Origin of the sequence: Pseudomonas profundi, from assembly GCF_008638305.1 — a bacterium.
Lineage (GTDB): Bacteria > Pseudomonadota > Gammaproteobacteria > Pseudomonadales > Pseudomonadaceae > Halopseudomonas > Halopseudomonas profundi.
In genome coordinates this window covers 307,609-331,350 of sequence record NZ_VTPZ01000003.1, presented here as the reverse complement: position 1 = coordinate 331,350, position 23,742 = coordinate 307,609, and the positions used below count along the sequence as shown (strand labels likewise).

At 60.0% G+C, this 23,742-nt stretch carries 19 protein-coding genes; 9 read left to right on the top strand and 10 right to left on the bottom strand.

The window, feature by feature from the left end:
• Positions 1–2: 2 nt before the first annotated feature.
• The 4 genes from tolR to FZE95_RS06550 form a co-directional block, all read right to left on the bottom strand.
• A complete protein-coding gene (gene tolR, locus FZE95_RS06565; RefSeq protein ID WP_150300036.1) occupies positions 3–443 on the bottom strand; it encodes a protein TolR in 441 nt (146 codons plus the stop codon).
• Positions 444–446: 3 nt separating this feature from the next.
• Positions 447–1,133: a protein TolQ gene (gene tolQ / locus FZE95_RS06560; RefSeq protein WP_223824988.1), complete on the bottom strand. Its 687-nt coding sequence runs from the start codon at positions 1,131–1,133 to the stop codon at positions 447–449.
• Between the two features lie 11 nt (positions 1,134–1,144).
• Positions 1,145–3,109 carry a phytase gene (locus FZE95_RS06555; RefSeq protein WP_397387102.1) on the bottom strand — a complete coding sequence of 655 codons (1,965 nt, stop codon included), beginning with the start codon at positions 3,107–3,109 and terminating at the stop codon, positions 1,145–1,147.
• A gap of 64 nt (positions 3,110–3,173) precedes the next feature.
• Positions 3,174–5,699, bottom strand: coding sequence for a TonB-dependent receptor (locus FZE95_RS06550; RefSeq protein ID WP_150300034.1), 2,526 nt, complete (start codon positions 5,697–5,699; stop codon positions 3,174–3,176).
• Positions 5,700–6,062: 363 nt separating this feature from the next.
• Here FZE95_RS06550 and FZE95_RS06545 point away from each other — a divergent pair, with 363 nt between their 5' ends.
• The 3 genes from FZE95_RS06545 to FZE95_RS19595 all read left to right on the top strand — a co-directional run bounded on the left by FZE95_RS06545 (position 6,063) and on the right by FZE95_RS19595 (position 8,424).
• Positions 6,063–6,983: a GGDEF domain-containing protein gene (locus tag FZE95_RS06545; protein ID WP_150300082.1), complete on the top strand. Its 921-nt coding sequence runs from the start codon at positions 6,063–6,065 to the stop codon at positions 6,981–6,983.
• The gene (locus FZE95_RS06540; RefSeq protein WP_150300033.1) at positions 6,980–8,008 is read left to right on the top strand and encodes an AraC family transcriptional regulator ligand-binding domain-containing protein; all 1,029 of its coding nucleotides are present in this window, start codon (positions 6,980–6,982) and stop codon (positions 8,006–8,008) included. The genes FZE95_RS06545 and FZE95_RS06540 overlap by 4 nt, the downstream gene beginning before the upstream one ends.
• A 242-nt stretch (positions 8,009–8,250) precedes the next feature.
• Positions 8,251–8,424, top strand: coding sequence for a hypothetical protein (locus FZE95_RS19595; protein ID WP_163982061.1), 174 nt, complete (start codon positions 8,251–8,253; stop codon positions 8,422–8,424).
• Between the two features lie 92 nt (positions 8,425–8,516).
• On the opposite strand, the gene FZE95_RS06535 is transcribed toward FZE95_RS19595, so the two are convergent.
• Genes FZE95_RS06535 through FZE95_RS06525 form a run of 3 tightly spaced genes read right to left on the bottom strand, consistent with a single transcriptional unit; the run spans position 8,517 to position 12,623 of the window.
• Positions 8,517–10,391, bottom strand: a complete 1,875-nt coding sequence (locus FZE95_RS06535) for a glycosyl hydrolase family 79 C-terminal domain-containing protein (protein ID WP_150300032.1) — start codon at positions 10,389–10,391, stop codon at positions 8,517–8,519.
• A 28-nt stretch (positions 10,392–10,419) separates the two neighbouring features.
• Entirely contained in the window at positions 10,420–11,988 is a 1,569-nt protein-coding gene (locus tag FZE95_RS06530; protein ID WP_150300031.1) for a phospholipase D family protein, read from the bottom strand.
• Complete coding sequence (locus FZE95_RS06525) at positions 11,988–12,623, bottom strand: TetR family transcriptional regulator (protein WP_150300030.1); 636 nt, start codon at positions 12,621–12,623, stop codon at positions 11,988–11,990. Before FZE95_RS06525 ends, FZE95_RS06530 begins: the two co-directional genes overlap by 1 nt.
• A 186-nt stretch (positions 12,624–12,809) precedes the next feature.
• On the opposite strand from FZE95_RS06525, the gene FZE95_RS06520 reads away from it, so the two are divergent.
• From FZE95_RS06520 to adeC, 3 genes are read left to right on the top strand one after another with little or no spacing between them, the layout of a single operon-like run.
• Positions 12,810–13,952 (top strand): efflux RND transporter periplasmic adaptor subunit, encoded by a 1,143-nt coding sequence (locus tag FZE95_RS06520; RefSeq protein WP_150300029.1) that lies wholly within the window; start codon positions 12,810–12,812, stop codon positions 13,950–13,952.
• Between the two features lie 6 nt (positions 13,953–13,958).
• Positions 13,959–17,111 carry an efflux RND transporter permease subunit gene (locus tag FZE95_RS06515; RefSeq protein WP_150300028.1) on the top strand — a complete coding sequence of 1,051 codons (3,153 nt, stop codon included), beginning with the start codon at positions 13,959–13,961 and terminating at the stop codon, positions 17,109–17,111.
• A complete protein-coding gene (gene adeC / locus FZE95_RS06510; protein ID WP_150300027.1) occupies positions 17,108–18,520 on the top strand; it encodes an AdeC/AdeK/OprM family multidrug efflux complex outer membrane factor in 1,413 nt (470 codons plus the stop codon). Before FZE95_RS06515 ends, adeC begins: the two co-directional genes overlap by 4 nt.
• Positions 18,521–18,588: 68 nt before the next feature.
• On the opposite strand, the gene FZE95_RS06505 is transcribed toward adeC, so the two are convergent.
• Positions 18,589–19,284: a tellurite resistance TerB family protein gene (locus FZE95_RS06505; protein WP_150300026.1), complete on the bottom strand. Its 696-nt coding sequence runs from the start codon at positions 19,282–19,284 to the stop codon at positions 18,589–18,591.
• A gap of 138 nt (positions 19,285–19,422) precedes the next feature.
• Between FZE95_RS06505 and FZE95_RS06500 the strand changes: the two genes are divergently transcribed.
• The 3 genes from FZE95_RS06500 to FZE95_RS06490 all read left to right on the top strand — a co-directional run bounded on the left by FZE95_RS06500 (position 19,423) and on the right by FZE95_RS06490 (position 22,032).
• Positions 19,423–20,055, top strand: a complete 633-nt coding sequence (locus FZE95_RS06500; RefSeq protein ID WP_190324512.1) for a tetratricopeptide repeat protein — start codon at positions 19,423–19,425, stop codon at positions 20,053–20,055.
• Positions 20,021–20,263: a histidine kinase gene (locus tag FZE95_RS06495; protein ID WP_150300024.1), complete on the top strand. Its 243-nt coding sequence runs from the start codon at positions 20,021–20,023 to the stop codon at positions 20,261–20,263. The genes FZE95_RS06500 and FZE95_RS06495 overlap by 35 nt, the downstream gene beginning before the upstream one ends.
• Before the next feature lie 110 nt (positions 20,264–20,373).
• A complete protein-coding gene (locus FZE95_RS06490) occupies positions 20,374–22,032 on the top strand; it encodes a long-chain-fatty-acid--CoA ligase (RefSeq protein WP_150300023.1) in 1,659 nt (552 codons plus the stop codon).
• A 114-nt stretch (positions 22,033–22,146) separates the two neighbouring features.
• Here FZE95_RS06490 and arsB read toward each other — a convergent pair whose 3' ends face one another.
• Together arsB and FZE95_RS06480 are read right to left on the bottom strand one after the other, a co-directional pair.
• Entirely contained in the window at positions 22,147–23,208 is a 1,062-nt protein-coding gene (gene arsB / locus FZE95_RS06485; protein ID WP_150300022.1) for an ACR3 family arsenite efflux transporter, read from the bottom strand.
• Positions 23,201–23,560, bottom strand: a complete 360-nt coding sequence (locus FZE95_RS06480) for an ArsR/SmtB family transcription factor (RefSeq protein WP_150300021.1) — start codon at positions 23,558–23,560, stop codon at positions 23,201–23,203. The genes arsB and FZE95_RS06480 overlap by 8 nt, the downstream gene beginning before the upstream one ends.
• Positions 23,561–23,742 lie beyond the last annotated feature (182 nt).

The following is a 23,742-nucleotide window of genomic DNA, read 5'->3' as shown; positions in this document are numbered from 1 at the left end:
CTTCAGGGCGCCTCGGTTATCAGGCCCAGTCGACTGACACCACCCTGCTGCAGGGCGGCCATGCCCTCTACCACCAGGCCATAGTCGGCATGCTGGTCGGCGCGGATGAACACCTGGGTGTCCGGCCGAGCGACGACCAGCGCGCTGATGCGTTGGCGCATTTCGTCCAGGGACTCGCTGCTGTCGGTGTATTCCTCAGTGTTGACCGTATCGTCTTCATTCCAATGGTAGTGGCCTTGCTCATCAATCGACAGGGTGACTATGTTCAGCGGGTCGTCGCTGGGCAGCGCCTCACTGGCAACCTTCGGCAGTTCGAGCTGAATGCCCTGGGTCAGCATGGGTGCGGTGACCATGAAGATCACCAGCAACACCAGCATGACGTCGATATAGGGCACCACGTTCATATCCGAGTTGAGCCGCGCCTTTTTACGAACCGGGCGCATGGCTCAGCTCCCCTTCCGGTTGTGCATCCGGCGATGCAGGATGGTAGAGAACTCCTCAGCGAAGGTGTAGTAGCGGTTGATCAGACCTTCGCTGCAGGCGGCGAAGCGGTTGTAGGCAATCACCGCCGGAATCGCTGCAAACAGGCCTATGGCCGTGGCGATCAGTGCTTCGGCAATGCCCGGTGCGACCGTGGCCAACGTCGCCTGCTCAGTCTGCGACAGGCCGATAAAGGCATTCATGATGCCCCACACGGTGCCGAACAGACCGATATAGGGGCTGACCGAACCGACCGTGGCGAGGAACGGCAGATGTTTTTCCAGTCGTTCCTCCTCCCGTGCGATGGCGATGCGCATGGCTCGCTGCACGCCCTCCATTACCGCTTCCGGTTCGGTTTCCTGGTGGCTGAGCTGGGCAAATTCGCGGTAGCCGACATGGAAGATCCCCTCCACGCCGGGACTCTCTGTTTCCTGGGCACGGTACAGCTGGCCCAGATCGGTCCCCTTGGTCCAGAAGCTGCTCTCGAACCGCGCCAGCGAGCGGCGCGCCGTGCCCATCAGGCCGCTGCGCTGAACGATGAGATACCAGGAAGCGAGCGAGGCGAGGACCAGAATCAGCATGACCAGCTGTACCAGCAGGCTGGCATCAGTGATCAGGGCCCAAGGTGTCATGGTGTGACCGGTAGTTGGCATAGGTATTTCCCTCAGTCCAGTTGCAGTGCGGCGGCGATGTCCTGCCACGGCACGTATTTGTAGTTCTGGTTGGTTTCCGGCATGCGTTTGCGGCCGTCCTGCACCACCAGCATGCCCTGGCTCCATTGGCCACCGAGGTTGGCCGAGGTCACTTCCAGGCCGTCCGTCTCGGATACGCCGTCGATACCCAGCTGGCTGTTGAGACCCAGGCGGAAGCTGCCACGCAGCGCAAAGGGCGGCTCGGCATCCAGCACCACATAGCTGTCGTTACCCTGGCTGGAGATCACCAGATAGGGATGCTCGGGATGCTGATAGAGGGCCAGGCCTTCGATGTCGGCCTTGATCGGCGCGTCGACGCCGATCACTCGGGTCATCTCGGTGGAGGCATCCTCCCCTGCATCCAGGGCCCATACCGCTGCGCCCTCCTCGCCAACGAACAGGCGCTGGCGCTGATCGTCCATCACGCAGCCCTCCGGCTGGCTGGCCACGGCAAATTCGCGGACCAGTTCGCCGCTGATCTCGCCGCTGCGGCCATCCAGGCGGTATTGCAGGAAGCGCCCATCCTTGTCGTTGGGAATGGCATACAGCGTGCCGTTCGGACCCTGGCCCATGCACAGGCCGTAGATTTCCTGCAATGGCGTCGCAATCTGACCCAGGTCGCGCAATTCGCCCTGCTCGGGATCGATGGCAAACAGATGCAGGCTGTTGTGATCGCGGTTGCTGGCCACTGCCAGGTCAACACGCTGTTCACCCAGCTGGAAACCGCCGCGCACATCGACATTATTCAGGCGACCAACCGACAGATACTGCAATTGCTTGCCGTCCAGGTCGTACACCGCCAGGCCGTTGCGCTTGTCGGTACCCAGTACCCGTGAGGCGCCAGGATTGCTCGGATGCAACCAGATGGCCGGATCATCGGCAGCGTCGCCGACACTGGGGATGGGGTCGGTCTGCACGCTGGGCAGCAGTACCGGCACCGGAGTTTCGGCGGGCCGGGCTGCCAAGGGCGAGTCAATAACGCTCTGGTAGAACGTGCCGTCATCACCGTCGACCATCAGCAGTTGAGCCTGGCCGTCCTGAACGCGCGCAGTCAGTCGCTCCGGCTCGATCACACCTTGCAGCGCAATCGGTGCCAGGCTATTCCAGCCGTCGTCACTCAATTGATAGCTATGCAGCTGGCGGGCGTCCGGGTCCAGCGCCAGCAGTCCACCGGGTATCACCGCCAGACCGGCAACCATGTCCTGAAGGCCGCCGAAGGGCGCAACCATATCCACCGGCTGGCGGCTCAGTTCGGCCTCGGGGTGGGCACCATAGGCCCAGATGCCGACGCTCTCCTCGCTGACATACAGCAGGTGCTGCTGGTCATCCACCGCGCAATGCTCGCTTTTCGGCGGCAGACGCAGGCTACGCACATGGGCGGCAGAACCCAGCAAGCCGTTGACGCTGCCGACCAGCCACTGATCGCCCATGCCTTCTTCACCCACGATGAACAGGTGCAGATTCTGCGACTCATCCTGGTACAGGCACAGGTTCTCGATGCGGTAGTCACTGCTGGGCAACACCAGCTGGCGCTGCACGACCAGGCTGCCGGCATCGGTTTGCAGCAGGTTTGGCTGCTGGCTGGCGGCCTCCGTGGTGGCGATCAGCAGCTGATTGTTCTGGTGGCGGACATCCAGGGTGGTGAAGTTGCCGGGGTGCTGCGCCAGGCGCTCGCCGCTGGCGTCCAACAGCGAGATGCCATCGGCGTCGGCTGCAAGCCGGTTGGCGGGTAGGCCCCCCTCGGTCGCAAACAGATGCCAGGACTCGGCGCGGGCAGCGTTGCCGGGTGCCCAGTGTTCGAGTGCCATGCCAGCTTGGTCTACAGCGATGTGAGTAGGCGCCGCATCGCTACTGTCGCCGGTAGCTGCGGAGCAGCCCACCAGCAGACTGGACAGGGCCAGCGCTGCGAGGGGCTTCAAATGAAATCCTTGGTACATATGCAATCCCGTGCTGTGAGGATGGGGCAGCGCCAGCATGATGCAGGCCGGCGCTGGCGCCGATTCAGAAGTGGGTAAGGGTCAGGCCAATCTTGTAGCTGGGGCCGTATTCCTCGTACTGGCTGTTATAGCGAGGCGAGCCGGTGTAAACGTAATAGGACTCGTCAGTAAGGTTCTGCGCCTCGAAGAACACTTGCAGGTTGTCGCGCAGGAAGTAGCTGGCGCTGAAGTCCAGGAACATCTGGTCATCGACTTCGGCGTCGTAGCGTGCATCCAGCACATCACCCACCTCATACAGGTAGTCGGACTTGTAGTTGGCCGACAGCCGCAGGCTGGTGCGGTCGTTCTCCCAGCCCAGCGTCAGATTGCCGGTGACATCGGATTGGCCGGGCAGGCTGATGCTGCGGCCGCGCATGGCGCCGAGATCCTGGTCAAACTGTTCGATATCCGCGTCCGAACTAGTGAAGGTGGTGTTGGCATTCACCAACAGGCCGTTCCAGGGTGCGGACAACCAGTCGAACTTCTGCGAGTAAGCCAGCTCCAGCCCGTAGACCTTGGCGCTGTCGCCATTTACCGAGGTAATGGCCTCGCTGAATCCGGTGTATTCCCCGGTGCCAGCAATATCGGCGGTGTAGACGAAGTTTTCGATGTCCTTGTAGAACACAAAGGCAGACACAGCTCCGGCGCGGCCCAGGTAGTGCTCAATACCCAGGTCGAAGTTGGCCGACTCCATGGGGTTGAGGTCGGGATTACCGAACTCGGCCTCATCGTCATCCAGCACGAAGCCGGGGAATAGCTGACCAAAGGTCGGGCGCACGACACTGTTGGTCCAGGCGGCGCGGACCTGGGTTTTGTCGTTGAGCTGGTAGATGGCATGCAGACCCGGCAGCCAGTGGTCGTAGGTGTTGCTGGTGTCGTTGGCGACAAACTCACCCTGGTCCAGACCGGTGCCGCGTGCGGTCAGCTCCGTACCCTCGTAGCGCAAACCAGCGATGATGCGCAGGTTGTCGATATCCAGCGTATTCATCAGATAGGCGGCGTTGATGTCCTCTTCGATGGTGAAGTCGTTGATGCGCGACTCCTCCTCATCGTAGAAGTCAGCCCGATCGAGGCCACTGATCAGATCCTTGACCGCGCGGTCGGAGATCTGCGGCCCAAAGCGACCCAGACCGTAGTCGGTAGTGCCGCGGGTAAAGCTGGACAGGTTCAGTTGCTCATCACTGAAGCCCTGCTCGTCGAAGTCCTCGTAGATCCAGACTTCCAGATCATTATCCTTCTCCCGGCGGCTGAGCTTGCCGCCGAAGGCAAGCTGCGAGGGCAGGCCGCTCAGATAGAAGTCGCGGGTCAGGTCGAGCTTGATGTTCCGCTCGGTATCGGTCGTGCGGGTCTTCTCCCACTCCACTTCGTCCAGCGTGAAGTTGTTCGGATCATGGATGTCCTGCCCGGCTTGTAGCCGCGGTTTGCGCCTACCGCCGAAGCCGATATCACTGAAATCGTCATTCCCTGCGAAGGCAGCATTGGCAATCCCGCCGGGACTTTCTTCTCCGGCCTTGCTGTAGCCGGCCTGGGCGCTGAGACCCCAGTCACCTAGCTGGCGTTTGCCGCCGAGCACGAAGCTCTCGACCTCCTGGGTATCTGTCCGCGCCTTGAGTTCACGGCTGAGCTCGGCATCCCCCAGCTCACCAGCCAATTGCGGGTCGGCAAACTCGGTCACCATCCCTTGGCGAACTTCATCGTCCTTGAAGCGGCTATAGAGGCTGCGAAACCAGATCTCGCTGTTTTCATCGGGGCGGTAGTCCAGGTTCAGGCCCAGGCCGGTGCGCTCACGGGTGATGTCGTAGCGGCGTTGCTCCAGTTCTTCCAGCCGGTCACCGTCATCGAAGTCCCAGGCGCCGCCGGTTTCGACGTTGTCTGAACCAAATTCGCGTTCCTGCCAGCTCAGCGCAGCGGCGACGCCGAAGTTATCGACCCCATCACCAATGCTGAAGCGGTTGCTGAAGGCGCCCGACAGTTTGGGACTATTCTCGCCGGTGTTCTCGTCGTGACTGCCTTCAGCACTGAGGCTGTAGAACTGCCCGTCATGGTCGAAGGCCGAGAGGCTTTCGACTTCAATGGTGCCACCCAGCGAGTTGGCGTCCATGTCCGGGGTCAGTGTCTTGACCACCGACAGCGACTGGATCAGTTCGCTGGGCAGCACGTCCATGGCCACCGCGCGGCGGTCATCCTCAGGTGCCGGCACCAGCGTGCCGTTAATGGTCACGCTGTTAAGGTCCGAGCTCAATCCCCGCACCCGCACGAAGCGACCTTCACCCTGGTCTCGTTCCACTGACAGGCCGGGAATGCGCTGCAGCGCCTCGGCCGCATTGTCGTCCGGCAGCTGGCCGATGCCGTCGGCATGCACCACGCTCTTTATAGTGTTGGCGCGGCGCTGGTCGTCCAGTGCCTGTTCGAGCTGAGCCGCCTGGCCAATGACTTCAACCACCTCCGGCTGCCGCTCCTGGGCAACCAGCGGTGCGCTTACAGCGATGGCCAACGCCAGCGCGCTGAGGCGAAATCCGGTACTGCGAGTCGTAACGTTTTGCACAGACATGGTTGGTCCTCCCCTGGAAAAGAATGCGACCGCAGCCGGGCCGTCCTGGAGCTGCACGTTAGGTGGACCAGATGTCAGTTATGTGACGGTTGCGGGGCGAATAGTGGCAAACAGAGCCGATCTTGGGGATAAACGTCAGGGTTTGAGCTGATTTGACCTTGGCGGCGGAGCGGAACCCCCAAGACCAGCGCTGCACAGCTCCCGGTTTACCCAAGGCGCAATGACCATCGCGGCGCCGGGTAGTGCGCAATACGCTGCCAGCATCCCACTACCCTGAGCTGATATGACTCCCCTCCCTGCCACCGGATTGTCATATTCAGCTGGTTAGCTGGCGCCCAAGGAAGGGAGATCACCGTGAAATCCATGTTTGCAACTCACCGCGTCAAGCTCACTGCACTGCTGGTCGCAGCCAATGCGGGTCTGATCCTGCATCTACTGGTGGGGGAGATAAAGCCTGTCTTGGCGTGGGATTGGCTGGATATTGCCGGCGAAGGTGGCTCGGCGCTGCTCCTGCTGTTGTGGACCTGTCTGCTGTTGAAGAGCCGACCGGCAGGTCACGTAACCAACCTGTTGTTCCTGGGCCTGGCGTGTCTGTTCTTCAGTCTGTTCATGGACAGCGTGGATGAATTCGTTGCCCTGCCCGATGTAATAACCTGGGACGGCTGGCTGGAATCAGGCCCGATGCCCATCGGCTTTGTCCTGCTGACCATGGGTATTTTTCACTGGCACCGTGAACAACTGGCAATCAACGAACAGATGCGCAACCGCGAGCGGGTTTTTCGCGAGCATCGGCAGTTCGACAAGGTCACCCCGCTGGGCGACGCCACCTACCTGCGCACACAGTTGCAGTTGGCGCTTAGCGAGGCCGCAGAAGAACACCAGCCTTTATCCCTGATCATGCTGGATATGGACGGCTTTTCCCGGGTGAATCACGGCTACGGCTACGCCGAGGGAGACCGCTTGTTGCAGGTGCTGACGCAACTGATGCTGCTCAACCTGCGCCAGCATGACCTGCTGTGCCGGCTGGCCGGCGACCGCTTCGTGATAGTCCTCCCGCAAACTGGAGAGCGACAGGCGCAGGTGCTGGCCGCCGAACTGAGCGAGGCCGTGCGCAGCCTGGCCTATAAAAGCAGCCGTCACGGCGAGCGCATCAACCTGAGCGCCACTGTAGTGGCGTTGATGGCTCGTGAGGAGCACTCCGAAGCGCTGCTGCAACGCTTGAATCTCACCATGGCCCGGACCAAGCAGAGCCTGACCATGCACAGTGGACGGCAGACCGGATGAACAGCTGGCTGGAGTGCGACACGCGGTTCATCCCGGCACACTTTCAGCCCGCCAGTCTTATCGACCTGGCGCTGGGCCGGGGCGTGAATGTGCATCGGCTGATGCAGGGCACCGGCCTTTTCCATGACGATATTCTTGCCGGCAATCGACTGATCAGCCCGCAGCAGTTTTTACAGCTGATCGCCAACCTACAGCAGCAGATGCAGGCCGACGACACCAGCTTCCTGCTCGGAGAACAGTGGTTACCTGGGCATTACGGGGCGGCCAGCCACGCCCTGCGCCACGCAACCAATCTGCATGAGGCACTGGAGCGGCTGGTACGCCTGCAACCGCTGCTATGGCCGTTACTGCGCCTGCGCCTTCGAGTCGACGAGCATCATCTCTGGCTGGATTGGGGCGACAGTTTCGGAGCCGGCAAGCAGAGCGTATTTTTGATCGAGGCAGGGATGGCCGCGGTGACCGGCATGAGCCAGTGGCTGTCCGGCCAGCGTCTGCCCTGGACGTTCCACATGGCCCATGCACAGCCGCGCTATATCGAGCAGTACTGGGTGCATCTTGGTGAGCAACTGCGCTTTAACAGCCCGCTGAATCAGATGTGCCTGCCACGAGCCCATCTGCACCAGCCCTGGAGAAGCGCTTCGGCCACCGCCGGGCAAGTCGCCGAACGCGAGGGCCAGACCATGGTGGCGGGGCTACCAGCACCACGGAGTCTGCTGGATGCTCTGCATGATCACTTCGTAGCGCAGGTTCGCCAGCCACTGCGCCTGGAAAGCGTGGCCGAGGCCTTCGACATGAGCCCGGCAACCTTGAAACGCAAGCTGCAAAAGCATGGCACGCATTTTCAGCAGCAGCTTGACCACGCTCGCTCCAGCGTCGCCCTGGAGCTGTACCTGAGCCGTGGGTATTCAAGCGAAGAGGTCGCTGACTATCTCAATTTCAATGACCGGGCCAATTTTCGCCGCTCGCTACGTCGGTGGACTGGGCTATTACCGGGTGAGCTAAAGGATTGGTTGAGCAGGGCATAACCGAAATACGCGGAATCCAACGGAGTGCTGGCGATAGATCTGGACGAGCTACAAACAGAAGGGTGCTATAGGCCGAGCGGCCGGCAGCCCTAGATCAGCCAACCTCGGTACCCTGTCGCTATCGTTGCGCTTGCTTCATACTTCGAGTTCGTGGCCCGTTCATATCGGCTGATATTTCAACGATCAATAGCGCCCTGTACAGCCAATCGGCTCGATGGGTAGCGCGTCAGGAAGTACGTTTAATGGATATTCTGTTTTTCTGGCCGACGTTCGCCATTTTCATGCTGGGGTTCATTCTGATCGGCATTGGCTTCAGCCTGAGAGAGAAACCGGCCGGTATTGCGCTGCTGTGGATGGGTACGCTGTGCATGCTGGCGCTGGTGTTTTATCACGTGAGTAACGCGGTGGCTCTCTGAAACAGTCCCGCCGGCAACGGAACTGATCGGTCAGATGTAGCCGTACTACCACATAGCAGCAGACGCCCACTCGGGCACACCTTATGCGGCCGTTATCTATTCAGGGTCAGCAGCACCGCACTGGCAGGGCCTACAGCGACAGTAAAAGTACCGTCCTGTGCTTCGATCAGCTCTCGATACTCAGTGCCCACCGGGCGGCCGTCGGGGCTGCCGTCAAAGGTTTGCCCGCCGAGAGTGATGCCCTGCTGTGCTTCGAAGGACGGCGCCAGCAGGCGCTTCACTTCGCCGATGGCGTAACCGGGGATGGTTACCCGAACTGGACCTGACGCGGCTGGGTCCTTGTTGATCAGCGCGAGTGAGATCCGGTTGGTGTCAGGATCGCGGGTAGCCCAGGCCTTTACGTTTACATCACTGGCCAGCGAGATCGGCAACATTTCTGCCTGGTTGCTTGCCACTTCGGCGAAAAACAACATGCCGTAATATACCGGCAGCACTTTTCTCAGCGCGTAACCGGTCGGGAATCGCGCATCAGCAGGCGGCTGAGCCTCGGTGTCGGATGCCTGATATTGCGCCTCGGGAACATCAAACAGAAACGCGCCATACAGATCCCAGCTATGCGTGGTGTTCCAGGTATTGCTGTGCACATTGACCCCGTTGATGCCTGCATAGGCGTATTCAAACAGGGCGTCTGCGGCCCACAACGTAGCTTCGAAGGCGTCGCTGACGCCCGGCTCGCCCGCGCAGGTGATCGAGTTCATCTCGGTCAGGCGGTACGGCTTGGCCATCTTGGTAGCGACCTTGATGTAAGGCTCGGCGGCCTCGCGGTTGTCAGTAACGGCATCAGGCTGCAACAGGAACCCCGGCTGGGGATCGCCACCGCAGGCAGAGCTGCCGCCGTTATAGGCGTGCTGACTGACGATGCCGATGGTCTGATGCTCCTGGGTGAGCAGTCGCTCCAGCTCCAATGGCGTACCGAAATCCGATGCCTCAACGAGGGGAAACGGCGCGCTACCGGCGAATCCGGCCATCGATGGAGCCATCAGGGGCGGGCCGCCGGGAATGTTGCTCATGATCTGGCGGGCAAAGAAGCGGAACTCGCCCATGTAATCTTCAAAATCATAGCCACTATCGCGATGGTCGTTGTGCACGAACAAATCAGGCTGGTTGCCCAGCTCGAGTGCCTCGATCGAGCCGACCGGCATCTCCTGCACATAGGTTCGCGCCTGCAGCGCTGCCAGCCCGGGCACACCGGCACCCATGTTAAGCCCCATGAAAAAGGATACGCCCTCCCCCGCAGCATTCAGGTCGCGCGCAAGCTGCGCCATGGGGGTGACGGTGTTCGGCGCCGGTTCGCCAGTACGGTCGGTACTGCTGCCGCCGATACGCAGCGATAACGGACTGCCGCTGCGCTCGATCAGGTTGGTCAGCAATTGACGATAGATGGGGTTGGTCCCGATTGCCGGGTCGCCCATCATCATCTGCGCCTGCCCCCATTCATGGGACAAGCCGAGGAATCCCTCGGGAATACGTGGCCCGGTCTGTTCAGGATCAATCGAGACATTCGCCAGTACGCTGGGGCCTTCGTCGACGTTGACGGTCACCTCATATTCAACGGGCTCGCCCTGCGCGTTAATGGCAGACAAGGTATAAGTCGTGGTCTGCGCTGGCGCAACGATCGCAGAGGATTCGGGGGTAGCGGTCAGTTCACCCAGCTTCACAGACTGAACATTGCCAAGCTCCCAGGCGAGCTCGGTCGTCTGACCTGCGGTAATGGATGTTGGCGATGCGGTGAACTGCTGAATGGCGCCGACCGTTTCAGCCGGGGCATCCGGCCCGCTGGCGGCGCATCCGGCCAGCAACATCGCACAGCAGGCCGACATGGCTATCTGCAGTGTTGAGCCTGTCTGGCGAGATGCGCCAACTGTTGCCTGGCCGCGCAGCAAGTCCCGTGTGCCAGTCTCGTCCATAGTCCTTAACCCCTTGGGAATATAAAAATCACAATAACCACTCGATCGGCAGTATGGAGAGTATCAACACGCCAACGCGTCTTAATAAACCGGTGTGCGGTTCGCTGTCATAGCGCCGCAGCTGATCGCCCCGCTGTTCTATCCAGACGAGTTGGCCATCATCGTCCAGCTGAACGACATAGGCATTGGCGGGAATACTGGTATCGAAGGCGCGGCTTATCTGCCTGGCCATCGTTGGGCTATCAATGACAAAGCCTAGCTCAGTATTCAGGTTTGCCGAACGCGGATCAAAATTGAACGATCCAACGAATATACGATCACGGTCTACTGAAAAAGTTTTCGCATGCAAACTGGAAGCAGAACTGCCGAAGGGCCCAACGCTTTCGTTACGTTCCGCTTGCGGCGACATCCGGCGCATTTCAAACAGCTCTATTCCGGCGTTGAGCAAATCCTTGCGGCGCTTGGCATAGCCTGCATGCACGGCGGTGACGTCAGTCGCATTCAGGGAATTGGTCAGTACCCGAACGCTTACGCCCCGGGCTACCAGATCAGCAAAAGCGTCAACACCTGAAGCGGTGGGTACGAAATAGGGGGAAACCAGCGCAACTTCAGTAACCGGGTCATCCAGTATCTCGCCCAACTGATGCGTCAGCAGGCCTTCACCTTCTAACGCGCCTTGTCCCTTGGCCGGATCATCGCTGACCATGCGGGTCTTCGCCCACCCCAGCTCTAGTGCACCATCAAGCAGCTGGGCCATGAATTCCGATTGCTGTACGGCTTGCAGATACACCGCACCCATTGAACCTGCTTGCGGTTGTAGCGACCCTTCAGTCAACTTTTCCAGCTGATGGTTCCCCACCGCGGGCAGGATACCTTCCACCGGATAAGCCGATTCACTGGCCCAGTAACGATCGAAATCGGTGCCAACGTCCCCGACTATCGGTCCCACTGCCAGCACATCCAGATCTGCGAATAGCACGCCTTCCGCTGCGCCGAAATACTCATCCCCGATATTGCGCCCACCGACAATGGTCGCCTGCGCATCGGCGGTAAAGGACTTGTTATGCATGCGCCGATTGGCGCGTGAAAAATTTGTCAGAAAGCCAATCCACTTGGGACTTCTGACCGCGAAAGGATTGAACAGACGTACTTCGATCTGCGGATGCGAATCCAATGCAGCCAACTCGGTATCCAGGCCCGCCGTACCGTTATCGTCAAGCAACAGGCGCACCCGAACCCCACGCTCCGCCGCGTCATGCAAGGCGTCGAGCAAAAATCTGCCACTGTTGTCGTCATGCCAGATGTAATACTGCACATCCAGTGTGCGCTCTGCTGCCTGCGCGAGAAGCATGCGCGCAGCAAATGCATCGTAGGGGTTCGCCAGCGGATAAATACCACTTTCACCAGGATGCGCGTCGACGCGAGGAGCAATCGCCTGTCCCAGGCGCGTTTCGCGGGCATCTGCTGCCAATAGGACAGAAGAGACGCTACGCCCTTCGAGGGTTGGCAAGGAACATCCGGCGAGTAGGCCAGCACTGCAGATCACCAGCAGCACGCTGGCAACATTCCCCAACCTCCGCCAGCTTGGATACGCCATCAGCTCAAACGCAGCGCCGGACTCAACCTGAGCATGTCGAGCACTCCGTCGACCAATATTGGAGCTTTGTCCGGCAGATCGAGACCCTCCGGGTTCATTAGCCATTGATCAATGGTCCCACTGATAAAGCTATGCACGCAGCGGCTGGCAAGTGCAGCATCCAGATTGGCCGGCAACTGCCCCTTGGCCATGGCGAGGCGCACTGCGCTTTCGGTATTTTGATCACACAAGCTGCGGAAATCCCGAATGCGCTGACGCAAGCCGCACATTTCGTCGGTATATTCACACTTGTGAAAAATGATCTCATTGATACGTCGGATTCCAGGATCAAGCGCTACACGCTGGAATATCGTCACCAACAACTCCCGGAGCCGTCCAAGGGGATCGGGTTCGCCCTCGTTTCGGCTAGCTTCGCCGAGTGGTTGCAACGGCATGTGAGCCGTTTCCAGCAGCGCAGCCAGCAGTTCGGTTTTATCTTCGAAGTGCCAGTAAATCGCGCCACGCGTCACACCGGCAGCCGCCGCTATCTCGGCCAGCGAAGTGCGCGATATGCCCTTTTTATGGAAGCATAATTCCGCCGCCTGGATGATCTGGCTACGGGTTTCCTGTGCTTCCTCTTTTGTGCGTCGAGCCATGTGGCGATCTCGCTTGGTGCAGGATCTTCGGCCCTTTTATTGCAGGGGCAACGAGGATCAATAATGTTAACGAAGCTAAAAACGCTTACAAACATACGCGAATGTAAGTATATTGTCGCCCATTACCGACCAGTGCCCTTTCGGGCTGGTTTAATCATTTTGTGCAATTGTCCATGGGGTTCATTCATGCCAGCCAAGCCAGCCCGCGCAGCTCTGCTTCCGGTCCTGCTCATCGCCGCGTTGTTAAGCGCCTGCGGAAACGAAGAAGAGACTGCTCCCTCCGCTGCCGAGCAGGCGACGCCTGAGGTCGGCATTGTGACGCTCGAAGCCGAGCCTTTCACCCTGACAACCGAGTTGCCCGGCCGCACTGCGGCTTATCGGGTAGCTGAGGTCCGGCCCCAGGTAAACGGCATTATCCAGAAGCGTCTGTTCAAGGAAGGCAGCGATGTGAAGGCTGGCGACCAGCTCTATCAGATCGACCCGGCTATCTACGAAGCCGCACTGGAAAGCGCCAAAGCGGCCCAAGCATCAACCAAGTCGCTGGCCGACCGCTACGATGTGCTGGTCAAGGAAAATGCAGTGAGCCGGCAGGCCTATGACGAAGCCCGCGCCTCAAACATGCAGGCCGAGGCCGCGTTGGAGCGCGCCCGTATCGATCTGCGCTATACCAAGGTGCTTGCCCCCATTTCAGGACGGATAGGCCGTTCCGCTGTGAGCGAGGGCGCCCTGGTAAACAATGGCCAGGCGGCCGCCATGGCGACTATTCAGCAGCTGGACCCGATTTATGTCGACGTTACCCAGCCAGCGCGGGAGCTGTTGCGTCTGCGCCGCGACCTGGCGGCGGGCCGGCTGGAGCGCGCTGGTGACAACGCCGCCAAGGTCAACCTGACGCTGGAAGATGGCACGGTTTACGAGCATGACGGCACCCTTGAATTTTCCGAGGTGTCAGTCGACGCGGGCACTGGCTCGGTAACCCTGCGCGCCGTATTCCCCAACCCCGACAAGATCCTGCTCCCCGGCATGTTCGTTCATGCAGAATTGATATCCGGCACCCGCAGTGAAGCCATTCTTGCACCACAGCAGGGCGTAACCCGCACCCCGACAGGTGCTGCCACGGCTCTGGTGGTCAACGACCAGAATATAGTCGAGCTGCGCAATATCCAGGTAGACCGTACCGTCGGCAACCTGTGGTTGGTGAGCGAAGGCCTCAATGCAGGTGATCGCCTGATTACAGAAGGCTTCCAGTTCATCCGCCCCGGTGCCGAGGTCAAGGCCGTTCCTGCTGGTAACGTTGACCAGCCGGCACCGCAACCCGGTCAGGAAGGTTAATCATCCATGCCACATTTCTTTATCGACCGACCCATTTTCGCCTGGGTTATCGCCCTGGTGATCATGCTGGCTGGGGGGCTGTCTGTTCTCAGCTTGCCGGTCAACCAGTATCCAAGCATCGCACCGCCCGCCGTGCGGATTTCCGTCAGCTATCCTGGCGCCTCAGCGCAGACCGTGCAGGACACGGTCGTCCAGGTGATCGAACAGCAGATGAACGGGATCGACGGACTGCGCTACATCAGTTCGCAGAGCAACTCCGACGGCAGCATGCAGATCAACGTGACCTTCAACCAGGGCACCGATCCCGATATTGCCCAGGTTCAGGTACAGAACAAGTTGCAACTGGCAACGCCGCTTCTGCCGCAGGAAGTACAGCAACAGGGTATTCGTGTTACCAAGTCGAGCAGCAACTTTCTGATGGTAGTGGGTGTCGTCTCGACTGATGGCAGCCTGACGCGGGACGATCTTTCCGACTATGTCGTGTCCAACATTCAGGACCCGATCTCACGTACCGATGGTGTAGGTGACTTCCAGGTGTTTGGCGCGCCCTACGCCATGCGCATCTGGCTGGACCCCGCCAAGCTGAACAACTTCGAGCTCATGCCATCGGACGTCAGCGCGGCGATTCGGGCGCAGAACGTGCAGATTTCGTCCGGCCAGTTTGGCGGCTTGCCGGCGGTGCCCGGCCAACAGCTGAACGCGACCATTATCGGCAAAACGCGGCTGCAGACCCCCGAGGAATTCCGCAACATTCTGCTGAAGGTCAACAGTGACGGCTCGCAGGTCCGCCTGGAGGATGTCGCACGGGTTGAAATGGGTTCGCAAAGCGCAGCCATTACCGCGCTCTATAACGGCATGCCTGCCACGGGCATCGCGGTCAACCTGGCCACCGGCGCCAACGCGCTGGACACCGCCAACGCGGTCAAGGAGACGATCGCAGAACTCCAGCCGTTCTTCCCGCCGGGCATGGATGTGGTCTATCCGTTTGAAACAGCGCCGGTGGTGTCGGCGTCGATCGAAGGCGTGGTGCATACGCTGTTCGAGGCGATCGTGCTGGTGTTCCTGGTCATGTATCTGTTCCTGCAGAACTTCCGCGCCACGCTGATTCCGACCCTGGCTGTACCGGTGGTACTGCTGGGTACATTCGGTGTGCTGGCGGCCTTTGGCTTCAGCGTGAACATCCTGACCATGTTCGCAATGGTGCTTGCCATCGGCCTGCTGGTGGATGACGCGATCGTCGTGGTGGAAAACGTCGAACGGGTCATGGAAGAAGAAGGTCTGCCACCGGTCGAGGCGACCCGTAAGTCCATGACCCAGATTCAGGGCGCACTGGTCGGTATCGGCCTGGTGTTGTCCGCGGTATTTGTGCCCATGGCTTTCTTCGGTGGCTCCACCGGGGTGATCTATCGCCAGTTCGCGATCACCATCGCGTCAGCCATGACCCTATCAGTGCTGGTTGCGCTGATCTTTACGCCTGCGCTCTGCGCCACCATGCTCAAGCCCATCCCGAAGGGCTCGCATCAAGAGAAGCGCGGATTCTTTGGCTGGTTCAACCGCACCTTCAATCGCGGCGTGAATCGATACGAGCGGGGCGTGTCCTCGATACTGCGTCGCAAGGCCCCTTATCTCCTGCTGTACGTGGTGATAGTGGGCATCATGGCGCTACTGTTCACCCGCCTGCCTTCAGCGTTCCTGCCGGACGAGGATCAGGGCGTCCTCTTCGCCCAGGTGCAAACGCCGGCCGGGTCGACCGCCGAGCGTACCCAGGCGACCGTGGACCGGATGCGTAACCACCTGCTCACGGAAGAAGGCGACATCGTCGAATCTGTGTTTACCGTAACCGGGTTCAGTTTCGCCGGACGAGGCCAGAACTCCGCCATCGCCTTCGTCGGTCTCAAGCCCTGGGATGAGCGCCCAGAGCCGGAGCAGAGCGTCTTCGCCCTGGCTGAGCGCGCGCAGCAGGAATTCAATACGTACCGCGATGCCAAGGTGTTTGCTTTTGCTCCGCCTGCCGTTATGGCGCTGGGCAACGCGACGGGTTTCAATTTCTTCCTGCAGGACAATGCCGGTGTTGGGCATGAGACCCTGATGCAAGCACGCAACCAGTTCCTAGGGATGGCTGCAGAACATCCGGTGCTCACCGCCGTGCGGCCCAACGGCCTGGACGACGAACCGCAGTACCAGCTGATTGTGGACGACGAACAGGCGCGCGCACTGGGCGTATCGCTAAGTGATGTTAACGCTACCCAGTCAGTCGCCTGGGGTTCCAGCTACATCAATGACTTCATCGACCGTGGCCGAGTCAAACGGGTCTACGTCCAGGGCGAAGCCGAAGCACGCATGAATCCGGAGGATCTGGACAAATGGTTCGTGCGCAACAGCCAGGGTGAGATGGTGCCGTTCAGCGCCTTCGCCACCGGCGAATGGATCTACGGTTCACCAAAACTGGCACGCTACAACGGCGTTGCGTCCATCGAAATCATGGGCGAGGCAGCTCCCGGCTACAGCACCGGTGATGCCATGGCAGCGGTCGAAGAGCTGGCCAGTCAATTGCCCCCCGGCGTAGGCGTTGCCTGGACAGGCCTGTCCTTCGAAGAGCGGCTCTCCGGCGACCAGGCACCCATGCTGTACGCGTTGTCCTTGCTGGTGGTCTTCCTGTGTCTTGCCGCGCTATATGAGAGCTGGTCGATCCCGCTGGTCGTATTACTGGTAGTGCCGCTAGGCGTGATCGGTGCATTGCTGGCGACCCTGGGTCGCGGCCTGTCCAATGACGTGTTCTTTCAGGTCGGGCTGCTTACCACGGTCGGGCTGACGGCGAAGAACGCCATTCTGATCGTCGAGTTCGCCAAGGATCTGCATGAGCAAGGCATGAGCCTGGTCGATGCGGCGGTTGAGGCCTGCCGGATGCGTTTGCGCCCGATCATCATGACCTCGATGGCATTCACCCTCGGCGTGGTCCCCTTGGCATTGGCCAGCGGTGCCGGTGCCGGCAGCTCGCATGCGATCGGTACCGGTGTTATCGGCGGCATGCTTACCGCAACCGTTCTGGTCATATTCTGGGTGCCGCTGTTCTTCGTTATGGTGTCCTCGGTATTCAGTCGCCGGAAGCAGGACGAACCCGACAGCGAAGCTGCGACCACCGAGGAGCCTGCACAGTGAAAAGAACTTTATTAAGCGTATCGCTGGCAGTCACGCTCAGCGGCTGCTCGATGATTCCTGATTTTCAGCGGCCCGAGTCCCCGGTAGCAAACACCTGGCCTCAGGGCGACGCCTACTCGGCAAGCACCAACGAACACACCGCCGATCTGGGTTGGGGTCAGTTTTTCCAGGACCCTGCGCTACGTGAGTTGATTGGCATAGCCCTGGAAAACAACCGCGACCTGCGTATTGCCGCGCTGAATGTCGACGCGACGCGCGCGCTGTACCGCATCCAGCGTTCGGATCTGTTTCCCTCGATCAGCGCTGACGGCGGCGGCAACCGCAGCCGTACGCCGGCGAGCCTGAACCCAGGGGGCGAAGCGGGCATCAGCAGCCAGTACAGCGCCACCCTGGGCATTGGCTGGGAGCTTGATCTGTTCGGCCGCCTGGGTAGCCTGCAGGAGCAGGCCCTGGAAGAATATCTGGCCACCGAAGCGGCCCAACGCAGCGTCCAGATCAGTCTTATCGCCGCCGTGGCGAATACTTATCTGACCTGGCAGGCAGACCAGGCGCTGCTGGAGATAACCCGAGGCACTCTGGAAACCTACGACGAAAGCCTGTCGCTGACCCAGCGCAGCTTCGATGTCGGTGTGGCGTCATCGCTGGAACTGACCCAGGCTCGCACCGCCGTGGAAACAGCGCGTAGCAGTCTCGCGCGTTATACCCGTCTGGTGGCTCAGGATCGCAACGCACTGGCCCAGTTACTCGGCCAGCGCATCCCCTTCGCGGGCGTGGACCCGATCGACCTGCAACGCAGCTATCTCACGGATTTGCCGGTGGGCTTGCCGTCGGAGCTGTTGATCAACCGCCCGGATATCGTCGAAGCTGAACGTCGCCTGCGCGGTGCCAACGCCAATATTGGCGCGGCACGGGCAGCCTTCTTTCCGAGCATCAGCCTGACCGGTGCGGCGGGTAGCGCCAGCAGTGATCTGGACGGGCTGTTCGAAAGCGGTTCGGATTACTGGAGCTTCTCGCCAAGCATCAGCCTGCCGATCTTCAACGCCGGCCGTCTGCGTGCGAACCTTGAGTATGCAGAGATCATTCGCGACGCCCGCGTAGCGGAGTATGAGCGCTCCATTCAGGAAGCCTTCCGTGATGTATCGGATGGCCTCGCTGCACGCGATACCTATGTGCAGCAGGTAGAGGCTCAAAGTGATCTGGTGGAAGCCAGCGAAAGCTACTTCCAGATTGCCGAACGTCGTTACCGTACCGGTGTGGATAGCTACCTCACCCTGCTTGATGCCCAGCGTCAGTTGTTCACCGCACAGCAGCAGCTGATCGGTGATCGTCTGGGCCAGCTGGTCAGTGAGGTCGAGCTGTTCAAGGCGTTGGGTGGTGGTTGGCAGGCTGAGGTTTCAGCCACGCAATGAGGTGACCCTTGCCGGCCCTAGCTTCAGCTAGTGCCGGCGGGGCGCGTCTTGTCTGAACGATCAACGCATCATGCGGCTGACTGTTCGGCCTGACGCTCCAGTTCGGCTTTCAGTTCCGGATCCAGTTTCAACTGCCGCGCCAGCTCGTCCAGATAGGCGCGCTCCATATAGTTCTCTTCGTCCACCATCAGCAAACTGGCCAGATACATTTCAGCGGCCATTTCCGGCGTGCCGGCGGCCTTGGCAATCTCGGCCGGATCAAGCGGTCGACGCAACTCCTGATCGAACCAGTTCTGCAACTCCCGGTCCTCAGTCAGTTTGTTGATTTCTCCTTCGATCAATTCCCGTTCGCGATCATCAACGTGCCCGTCCGCCTTGGCCGCACCTATGACCGCACGCAGGATGGCCTGGCTGTGCTCTTCAACCTGTGGCGGCGGCAGCCGATCAATTGTCCGGGGCTCCCCCGCCGAGCTGTTGCCGGTACGTTGTTGCCAACTGCCGTAGGCCTTGTAGGCAATGACACCGAGGGCAGCCAGACCGCCGTAGGTCGCGACCTTCTTGCCGACCTTGCGGGCCTTCTTGTTGCCCATGAGCAAGCCTATCGCCGAGCCGCCCAGGGCGCCTCCGCCGACGCCAGACAACAAACCGCCCAATGGCGAGTCACTGCGCCCGGCGGATTGCGTGGATGATTTCGCGCCGGCTTGCCCTTGCAGCAGATCGGAACCGGACTTCAATAATTGATCGAGCAGACCACGGGTAATCATGAGTAAAGCCTCAAATTCAGGGGGTTTAAACCAGCTGCAGCGCCAGGCTGCCGCCAGTCTGAAGGCAGGTCGGGAGTTGCTGATGCTCTGATAGACTCTGGCTCAGAGGAGCGGTTCAGGCGATAACGTATCTGCTAATTGCCGCATAATGGCACCTTGCCCTACCCTGATGATTGGCTGTTCAGCCGGGATGACCCGCAGGAGGTGGTTAGCGCCTGTCGCATGATGATCCAGGCGCAGCTGCGACTCGCCCCGCTATGTCAGCGTTATCTGGCCGATGCGCTGGCGCAGCTTGCCCAGGATACGGAGCTGGAATCGCTATTGAATGGGCTGGTCGGCGATCGGCCACTGCCCTGGGCACTTGTCGCACAGGGCAATCATTTGCGCAGCAAAGGAAGGCTCGATGAAGCGCAGGCTCTATATGAAAAAGGTATCGAGCTGTTCCCGATGCTACCCGCCCTGTTTGATGGGCTGTCAGCCATACATGACGCACGTGGCGATAGCCTCGCTGCTCAGCAATACCTCGAGAAGGGAATACGGATTTCGACCCACGCGCTGCAACGTCAGGTAGAGCTGGGCAAGCTGGCGCGGCGCAACGAGGATTATGCCCAGCCGAAAAACGATCCCGCTTTGATTGCCCGCTCAAATCTGCTGCAAGGAAGCGCACTGGCTAAAAAATGGCCAGAAGGGCGAAGCGGAGCGCTATGCGCGCTCCGCGATACAGCTGCACGCCGGTATGCGCGACGGCCAGCTGGCGATCGCCATTTGTGACGACGGTGAAGGCTATCCTCCGGCGATGATCGAACGGCAATCGGAGTATGTGATGGGCATCGATCTGAGCACCGGTAGCACCGGGCTCGGGCTGTACTTTGGCGAACGCATCGCCCGGCTTCATCAGCGCAACGGGATACAGGGTCGTATCGAGTTAAGCAATGACAGTTCCCTGGGCGGCGGCAATTTCCAGATCCTCTTGCCCTGACTCCCTGATTGCTTATGATGCGTCAACAGCGCGGTTGTTAGCGGTTTCCAGAGTATCCGGCTCCGACTACTCTCGGTAGTCAGCATTCAAGCACGCCGGAGAATAACAACATGTTCGAACGACACTACGATGTCTGGCCCGCCCTGGTTCCGCACTTTCTCGACTTGCCCAGAACCAACCTGTACTGCAATTTGACGGTGTCTGCGCTGCGCTACCCGGACCACCCAGCCATTCTCTACTACGGCACCGAACTCAGCTACCGCGAGCTGGAGCATCAGGCGCAGAGCCTCGCGGGGCACCTGCAGCAAAACGGCGTGAAGGCCGGCGACAGGGTATTGCTCTACATGCAGAACAGCCCGCAGTTTGTGGTGGGCTTTTATGCCATCTTGCGCGCCAACGCGGTGGTCGTGCCGGTCAACCCGATGAACCGCCGCGCCGAACTGGAATACCTGATCACCGATACCGAAGCCGACGTTGCCCTGTGCGGCCTCGAACTGCTCGACAACGTCACCGGGTTACTTGAGGAAGGTTTGCTGCGCCACGTAGTCGTTAGCGCCTATAGCGAATATGTCATTGAACCGCCGGTCGCAGAGCTGCCCGATGCGGTAAAGCTATCCAGTGAGATTCCGCGGCTGCCGGGTCTGGTGGCCTGGCAAAACGCACTCGCGGCAAACCACGTCCCTGGCCCGCTAACAACCGGCCCGGACGACCTCTGCGTGATCCCCTACAGTTCCGGCACCACCGGCAATCCCAAGGGCTGCGTCCATACGCACCACAGCGTCATGGCGACAACCGTGTACTGTTCGGTATGGGGCAACGCCCAGCACCACAGCGTGCAGCTGGTGTCTGTGCCGCTGTTTCACGTGACTGGCATGCAGGTGTGCATGAACAGCGCGATCTATATCGGCGGCACTCAGGTGATCATGACCCGCTGGGATCGCAAGACCGCCGCACAACTGATCGAGTGCCACCGGATCACCAGCTGGCGAAACATCTCGACCATGGTGGTGGATCTGCTGTCAGAGCCAAGCATCGACGACTATGACCTGAGCAGCCTGCAGTCCATAGGCGGGGGCGGGGCAGCCATGCCGGCCGCGGTGGCAGCGAAACTGGAAAACAAGACCGGACTGCAGTACTCCGAGGGTTATGGATTGTCGGAAACCATCAGCGCCACCCACATGAATCCGCCCCAGGCGCCCAAGCCGCAGTGCCTGGGCATACCGATCATCGGCGTTGATTCACGGGTCATCAGTGTCGATACGCTGGGGGAGCTCGGCCCGGGTGAAAGCGGTGAAATCATCATGCACGGCGAGCAGATATTCCAGGGCTACTGGCGACGTGACGAAGCAACCGCAGAGGCCTTTATCGAACTGGATGGCAAGCGTTTTTTCCGCTCCGGCGACATCGGCTATTACGATGAAGAGGGCTATTTCTTCCTGGTTGATCGGGTCAAACGGATGATCAATGCCTCTGGCTTCAAGGTCTGGCCGGCAGAAGTCGAATCGCTTCTTTATGGACACCCGGCGGTGCAGGAAGTCTGCGTGATTTCAGTACCCGACGAGCGCCGCGGCGAAACCGTCAAGGCGGTGGTTGTCCGCGCTGCAGGTCAGCAGGCGAACACAGAAGATATCCTCGCCTGGTGCCAGGAGAACATGTCCGCCTACAAATGCCCCAAGCTGATCGAGTTTGTGGACAGCCTGCCGAAATCGCCTACAGGAAAGATCATGTGGCGAGCACTGCAGGAGCAGGAATGGAGCAACGCAGGCTGAGCCGCGCTTCATCGGCCTATACTGATGCACCCTGGTTGGAACAGCACGGCGGGAGCTGAGCCAGCTCCCGCCAGCCAGCCAGTTAGTTAGTTAGTTAGTTAGTTAGTTAGTTAGCTAGCTGTCTGCGGCGGGAAACCAGTGTCGGGTGCGGTTGGCAAAGGCCACCAGCGAAAGCATCACCGGCACTTCAACCAATACCCCAACCACGGTGACCAGTGCTGCACCGGAATTCAAACCGAACATGCCAATGGCCACCGCTACCGCCAGTTCGAAGAAGTTCGATGTTCCGATCATGGCGCACGGCGCCGCGACGTTGAACGGCACCTTCCAGAGTTTCGCTGCGGTATAGGCGAGCGCGAAAATACCGTATGACTGGATCAGCAGCGGAACCGCTATCAAGGCGATCAGCACCGGTTGATTGAGGATAACCTGGCCTTGAAATCCAAACAGCAACACCACCGTTGCAAGCAGACCCAGCACCGAGAGCGGCTTGACCCGCGCGTTAAAGCGCTGCAGCGATTGCTCGGCTGTCTCAGGGGAAACGCCCGCGCTGAGTCTGACCCGCGTGATGATTCCGGCTAACAAGGGAATCACCACATACAGCCCCACCGACAACAACAAGGTCGCCCATGGAACGTCTATTTCGGTAACGCCGAGCAACAGCGCCACGATTGGCGCAAAAGCGAAGACCATGATGACGTCGTTCAGAGCCACCTGAGCCAGGGTATAGGTGGCATCGCCCCGCGTTAGCTGAGACCAGACAAACACCATGGCCGTGCAAGGCGCTGCGCCGAGCAGAATCAGCCCCGCGATGTACTGACCCGCATTGGCAGGATCAATCAGATCAGCGAACAGGTACTCGAAGAACAGCACACCCAACAGCGCCATGCTGAACGGTTTGATCAGCCAGTTGACCGTGAGCGTGATGACCAACCCCTTGGGCCGCTCGTGCAATCGACGCAGGCTGGAAAAGTCCACCGAAACCATCATCGGATAGACCATAAACCAGATCAGCACCGCCACGACGAAATTCACCGAGCCGTATTCAACCGCTGCCAACAGCTCGACGGCGCCAGGAAACAGGCTGCCCAGTACAATGCCTGCGATGATGCCCAGGGCTACCCAGAGCGATAGATAGCGTTCGAACGCAGAAATGGCCTGCGGCACGTTACTCATGGGATACTCCCTGTGGATTACATGGCCCATCCGCAGCGCAAAGCGCGCCATGTTGCTGTACCTTTTCAACCGTTGGCCGCAGCCAGCCTGATAGCAGCTCCAGGCCGTCCGGGGTCAACGAATAACACACATGTGGCCGCTCTATTTCGCCACACACAATGTTTGCCTGCTTGAGAATGCGCAAATGCTCGGACACGGTGGACTGAGCAAGGCCAAGCGCTTCAACAATCTCGCCACCGACGCACACGTGGCGCTTCAGAAGCAACTCTACTATACGCAGCCGTGCCGGATGACCCAGCGCGCGCGCAACTTCAGCTACCTCAACGAGAATATCCTGCATATCGGTTTTCATCGGAGCCCCAGCGGAACACTGAACAAGCATGACAGTCTCTTATCGTATATCGTCGTTTGGCGATAGTACCCGCGGAACGTCATTGTGGAAAGCAGGTGACCGGCCCAGTTTGGTGCTCTAACACGCGAGATTCCATCGAATCTGTCGCCCGCATGGGTGAATCTTTTGAACCCTAATTCCTT

Bases quoted from the DNA above. Each gene is read 5' to 3' on its own strand.
- tolR (WP_150300036.1), bottom strand. From the start codon at position 443: ATGCGCCCGGTTCGTAAAAAGGCGCGGCTCAACTCGGATATGAACGTG.
- tolQ (WP_223824988.1), bottom strand. From the start codon at position 1,133: ATGCCAACTACCGGTCACACCATGACACCTTGGGCCCTGATCACTGAT.
- FZE95_RS06555 (WP_397387102.1), bottom strand. From the start codon at position 3,109: ATGTACCAAGGATTTCATTTGAAGCCCCTCGCAGCGCTGGCCCTGTCC.
- FZE95_RS06550 (WP_150300034.1), bottom strand. From the start codon at position 5,699: ATGTCTGTGCAAAACGTTACGACTCGCAGTACCGGATTTCGCCTCAGC.
- FZE95_RS06545 (WP_150300082.1), top strand. From the start codon at position 6,063: ATGTTTGCAACTCACCGCGTCAAGCTCACTGCACTGCTGGTCGCAGCC.
- FZE95_RS06540 (WP_150300033.1), top strand. From the start codon at position 6,980: ATGAACAGCTGGCTGGAGTGCGACACGCGGTTCATCCCGGCACACTTT.
- FZE95_RS19595 (WP_163982061.1), top strand. From the start codon at position 8,251: ATGGATATTCTGTTTTTCTGGCCGACGTTCGCCATTTTCATGCTGGGG.
- FZE95_RS06535 (WP_150300032.1), bottom strand. From the start codon at position 10,391: ATGGACGAGACTGGCACACGGGACTTGCTGCGCGGCCAGGCAACAGTT.
- FZE95_RS06530 (WP_150300031.1), bottom strand. From the start codon at position 11,988: ATGGCGTATCCAAGCTGGCGGAGGTTGGGGAATGTTGCCAGCGTGCTG.
- FZE95_RS06525 (WP_150300030.1), bottom strand. From the start codon at position 12,623: ATGGCTCGACGCACAAAAGAGGAAGCACAGGAAACCCGTAGCCAGATC.
- FZE95_RS06520 (WP_150300029.1), top strand. From the start codon at position 12,810: ATGCCAGCCAAGCCAGCCCGCGCAGCTCTGCTTCCGGTCCTGCTCATC.
- FZE95_RS06515 (WP_150300028.1), top strand. From the start codon at position 13,959: ATGCCACATTTCTTTATCGACCGACCCATTTTCGCCTGGGTTATCGCC.
- FZE95_RS06505 (WP_150300026.1), bottom strand. From the start codon at position 19,284: ATGATTACCCGTGGTCTGCTCGATCAATTATTGAAGTCCGGTTCCGAT.
- FZE95_RS06495 (WP_150300024.1), top strand. From the start codon at position 20,021: ATGCGCGACGGCCAGCTGGCGATCGCCATTTGTGACGACGGTGAAGGC.
- FZE95_RS06490 (WP_150300023.1), top strand. From the start codon at position 20,374: ATGTTCGAACGACACTACGATGTCTGGCCCGCCCTGGTTCCGCACTTT.
- arsB (WP_150300022.1), bottom strand. From the start codon at position 23,208: ATGAGTAACGTGCCGCAGGCCATTTCTGCGTTCGAACGCTATCTATCG.
- FZE95_RS06480 (WP_150300021.1), bottom strand. From the start codon at position 23,560: ATGAAAACCGATATGCAGGATATTCTCGTTGAGGTAGCTGAAGTTGCG.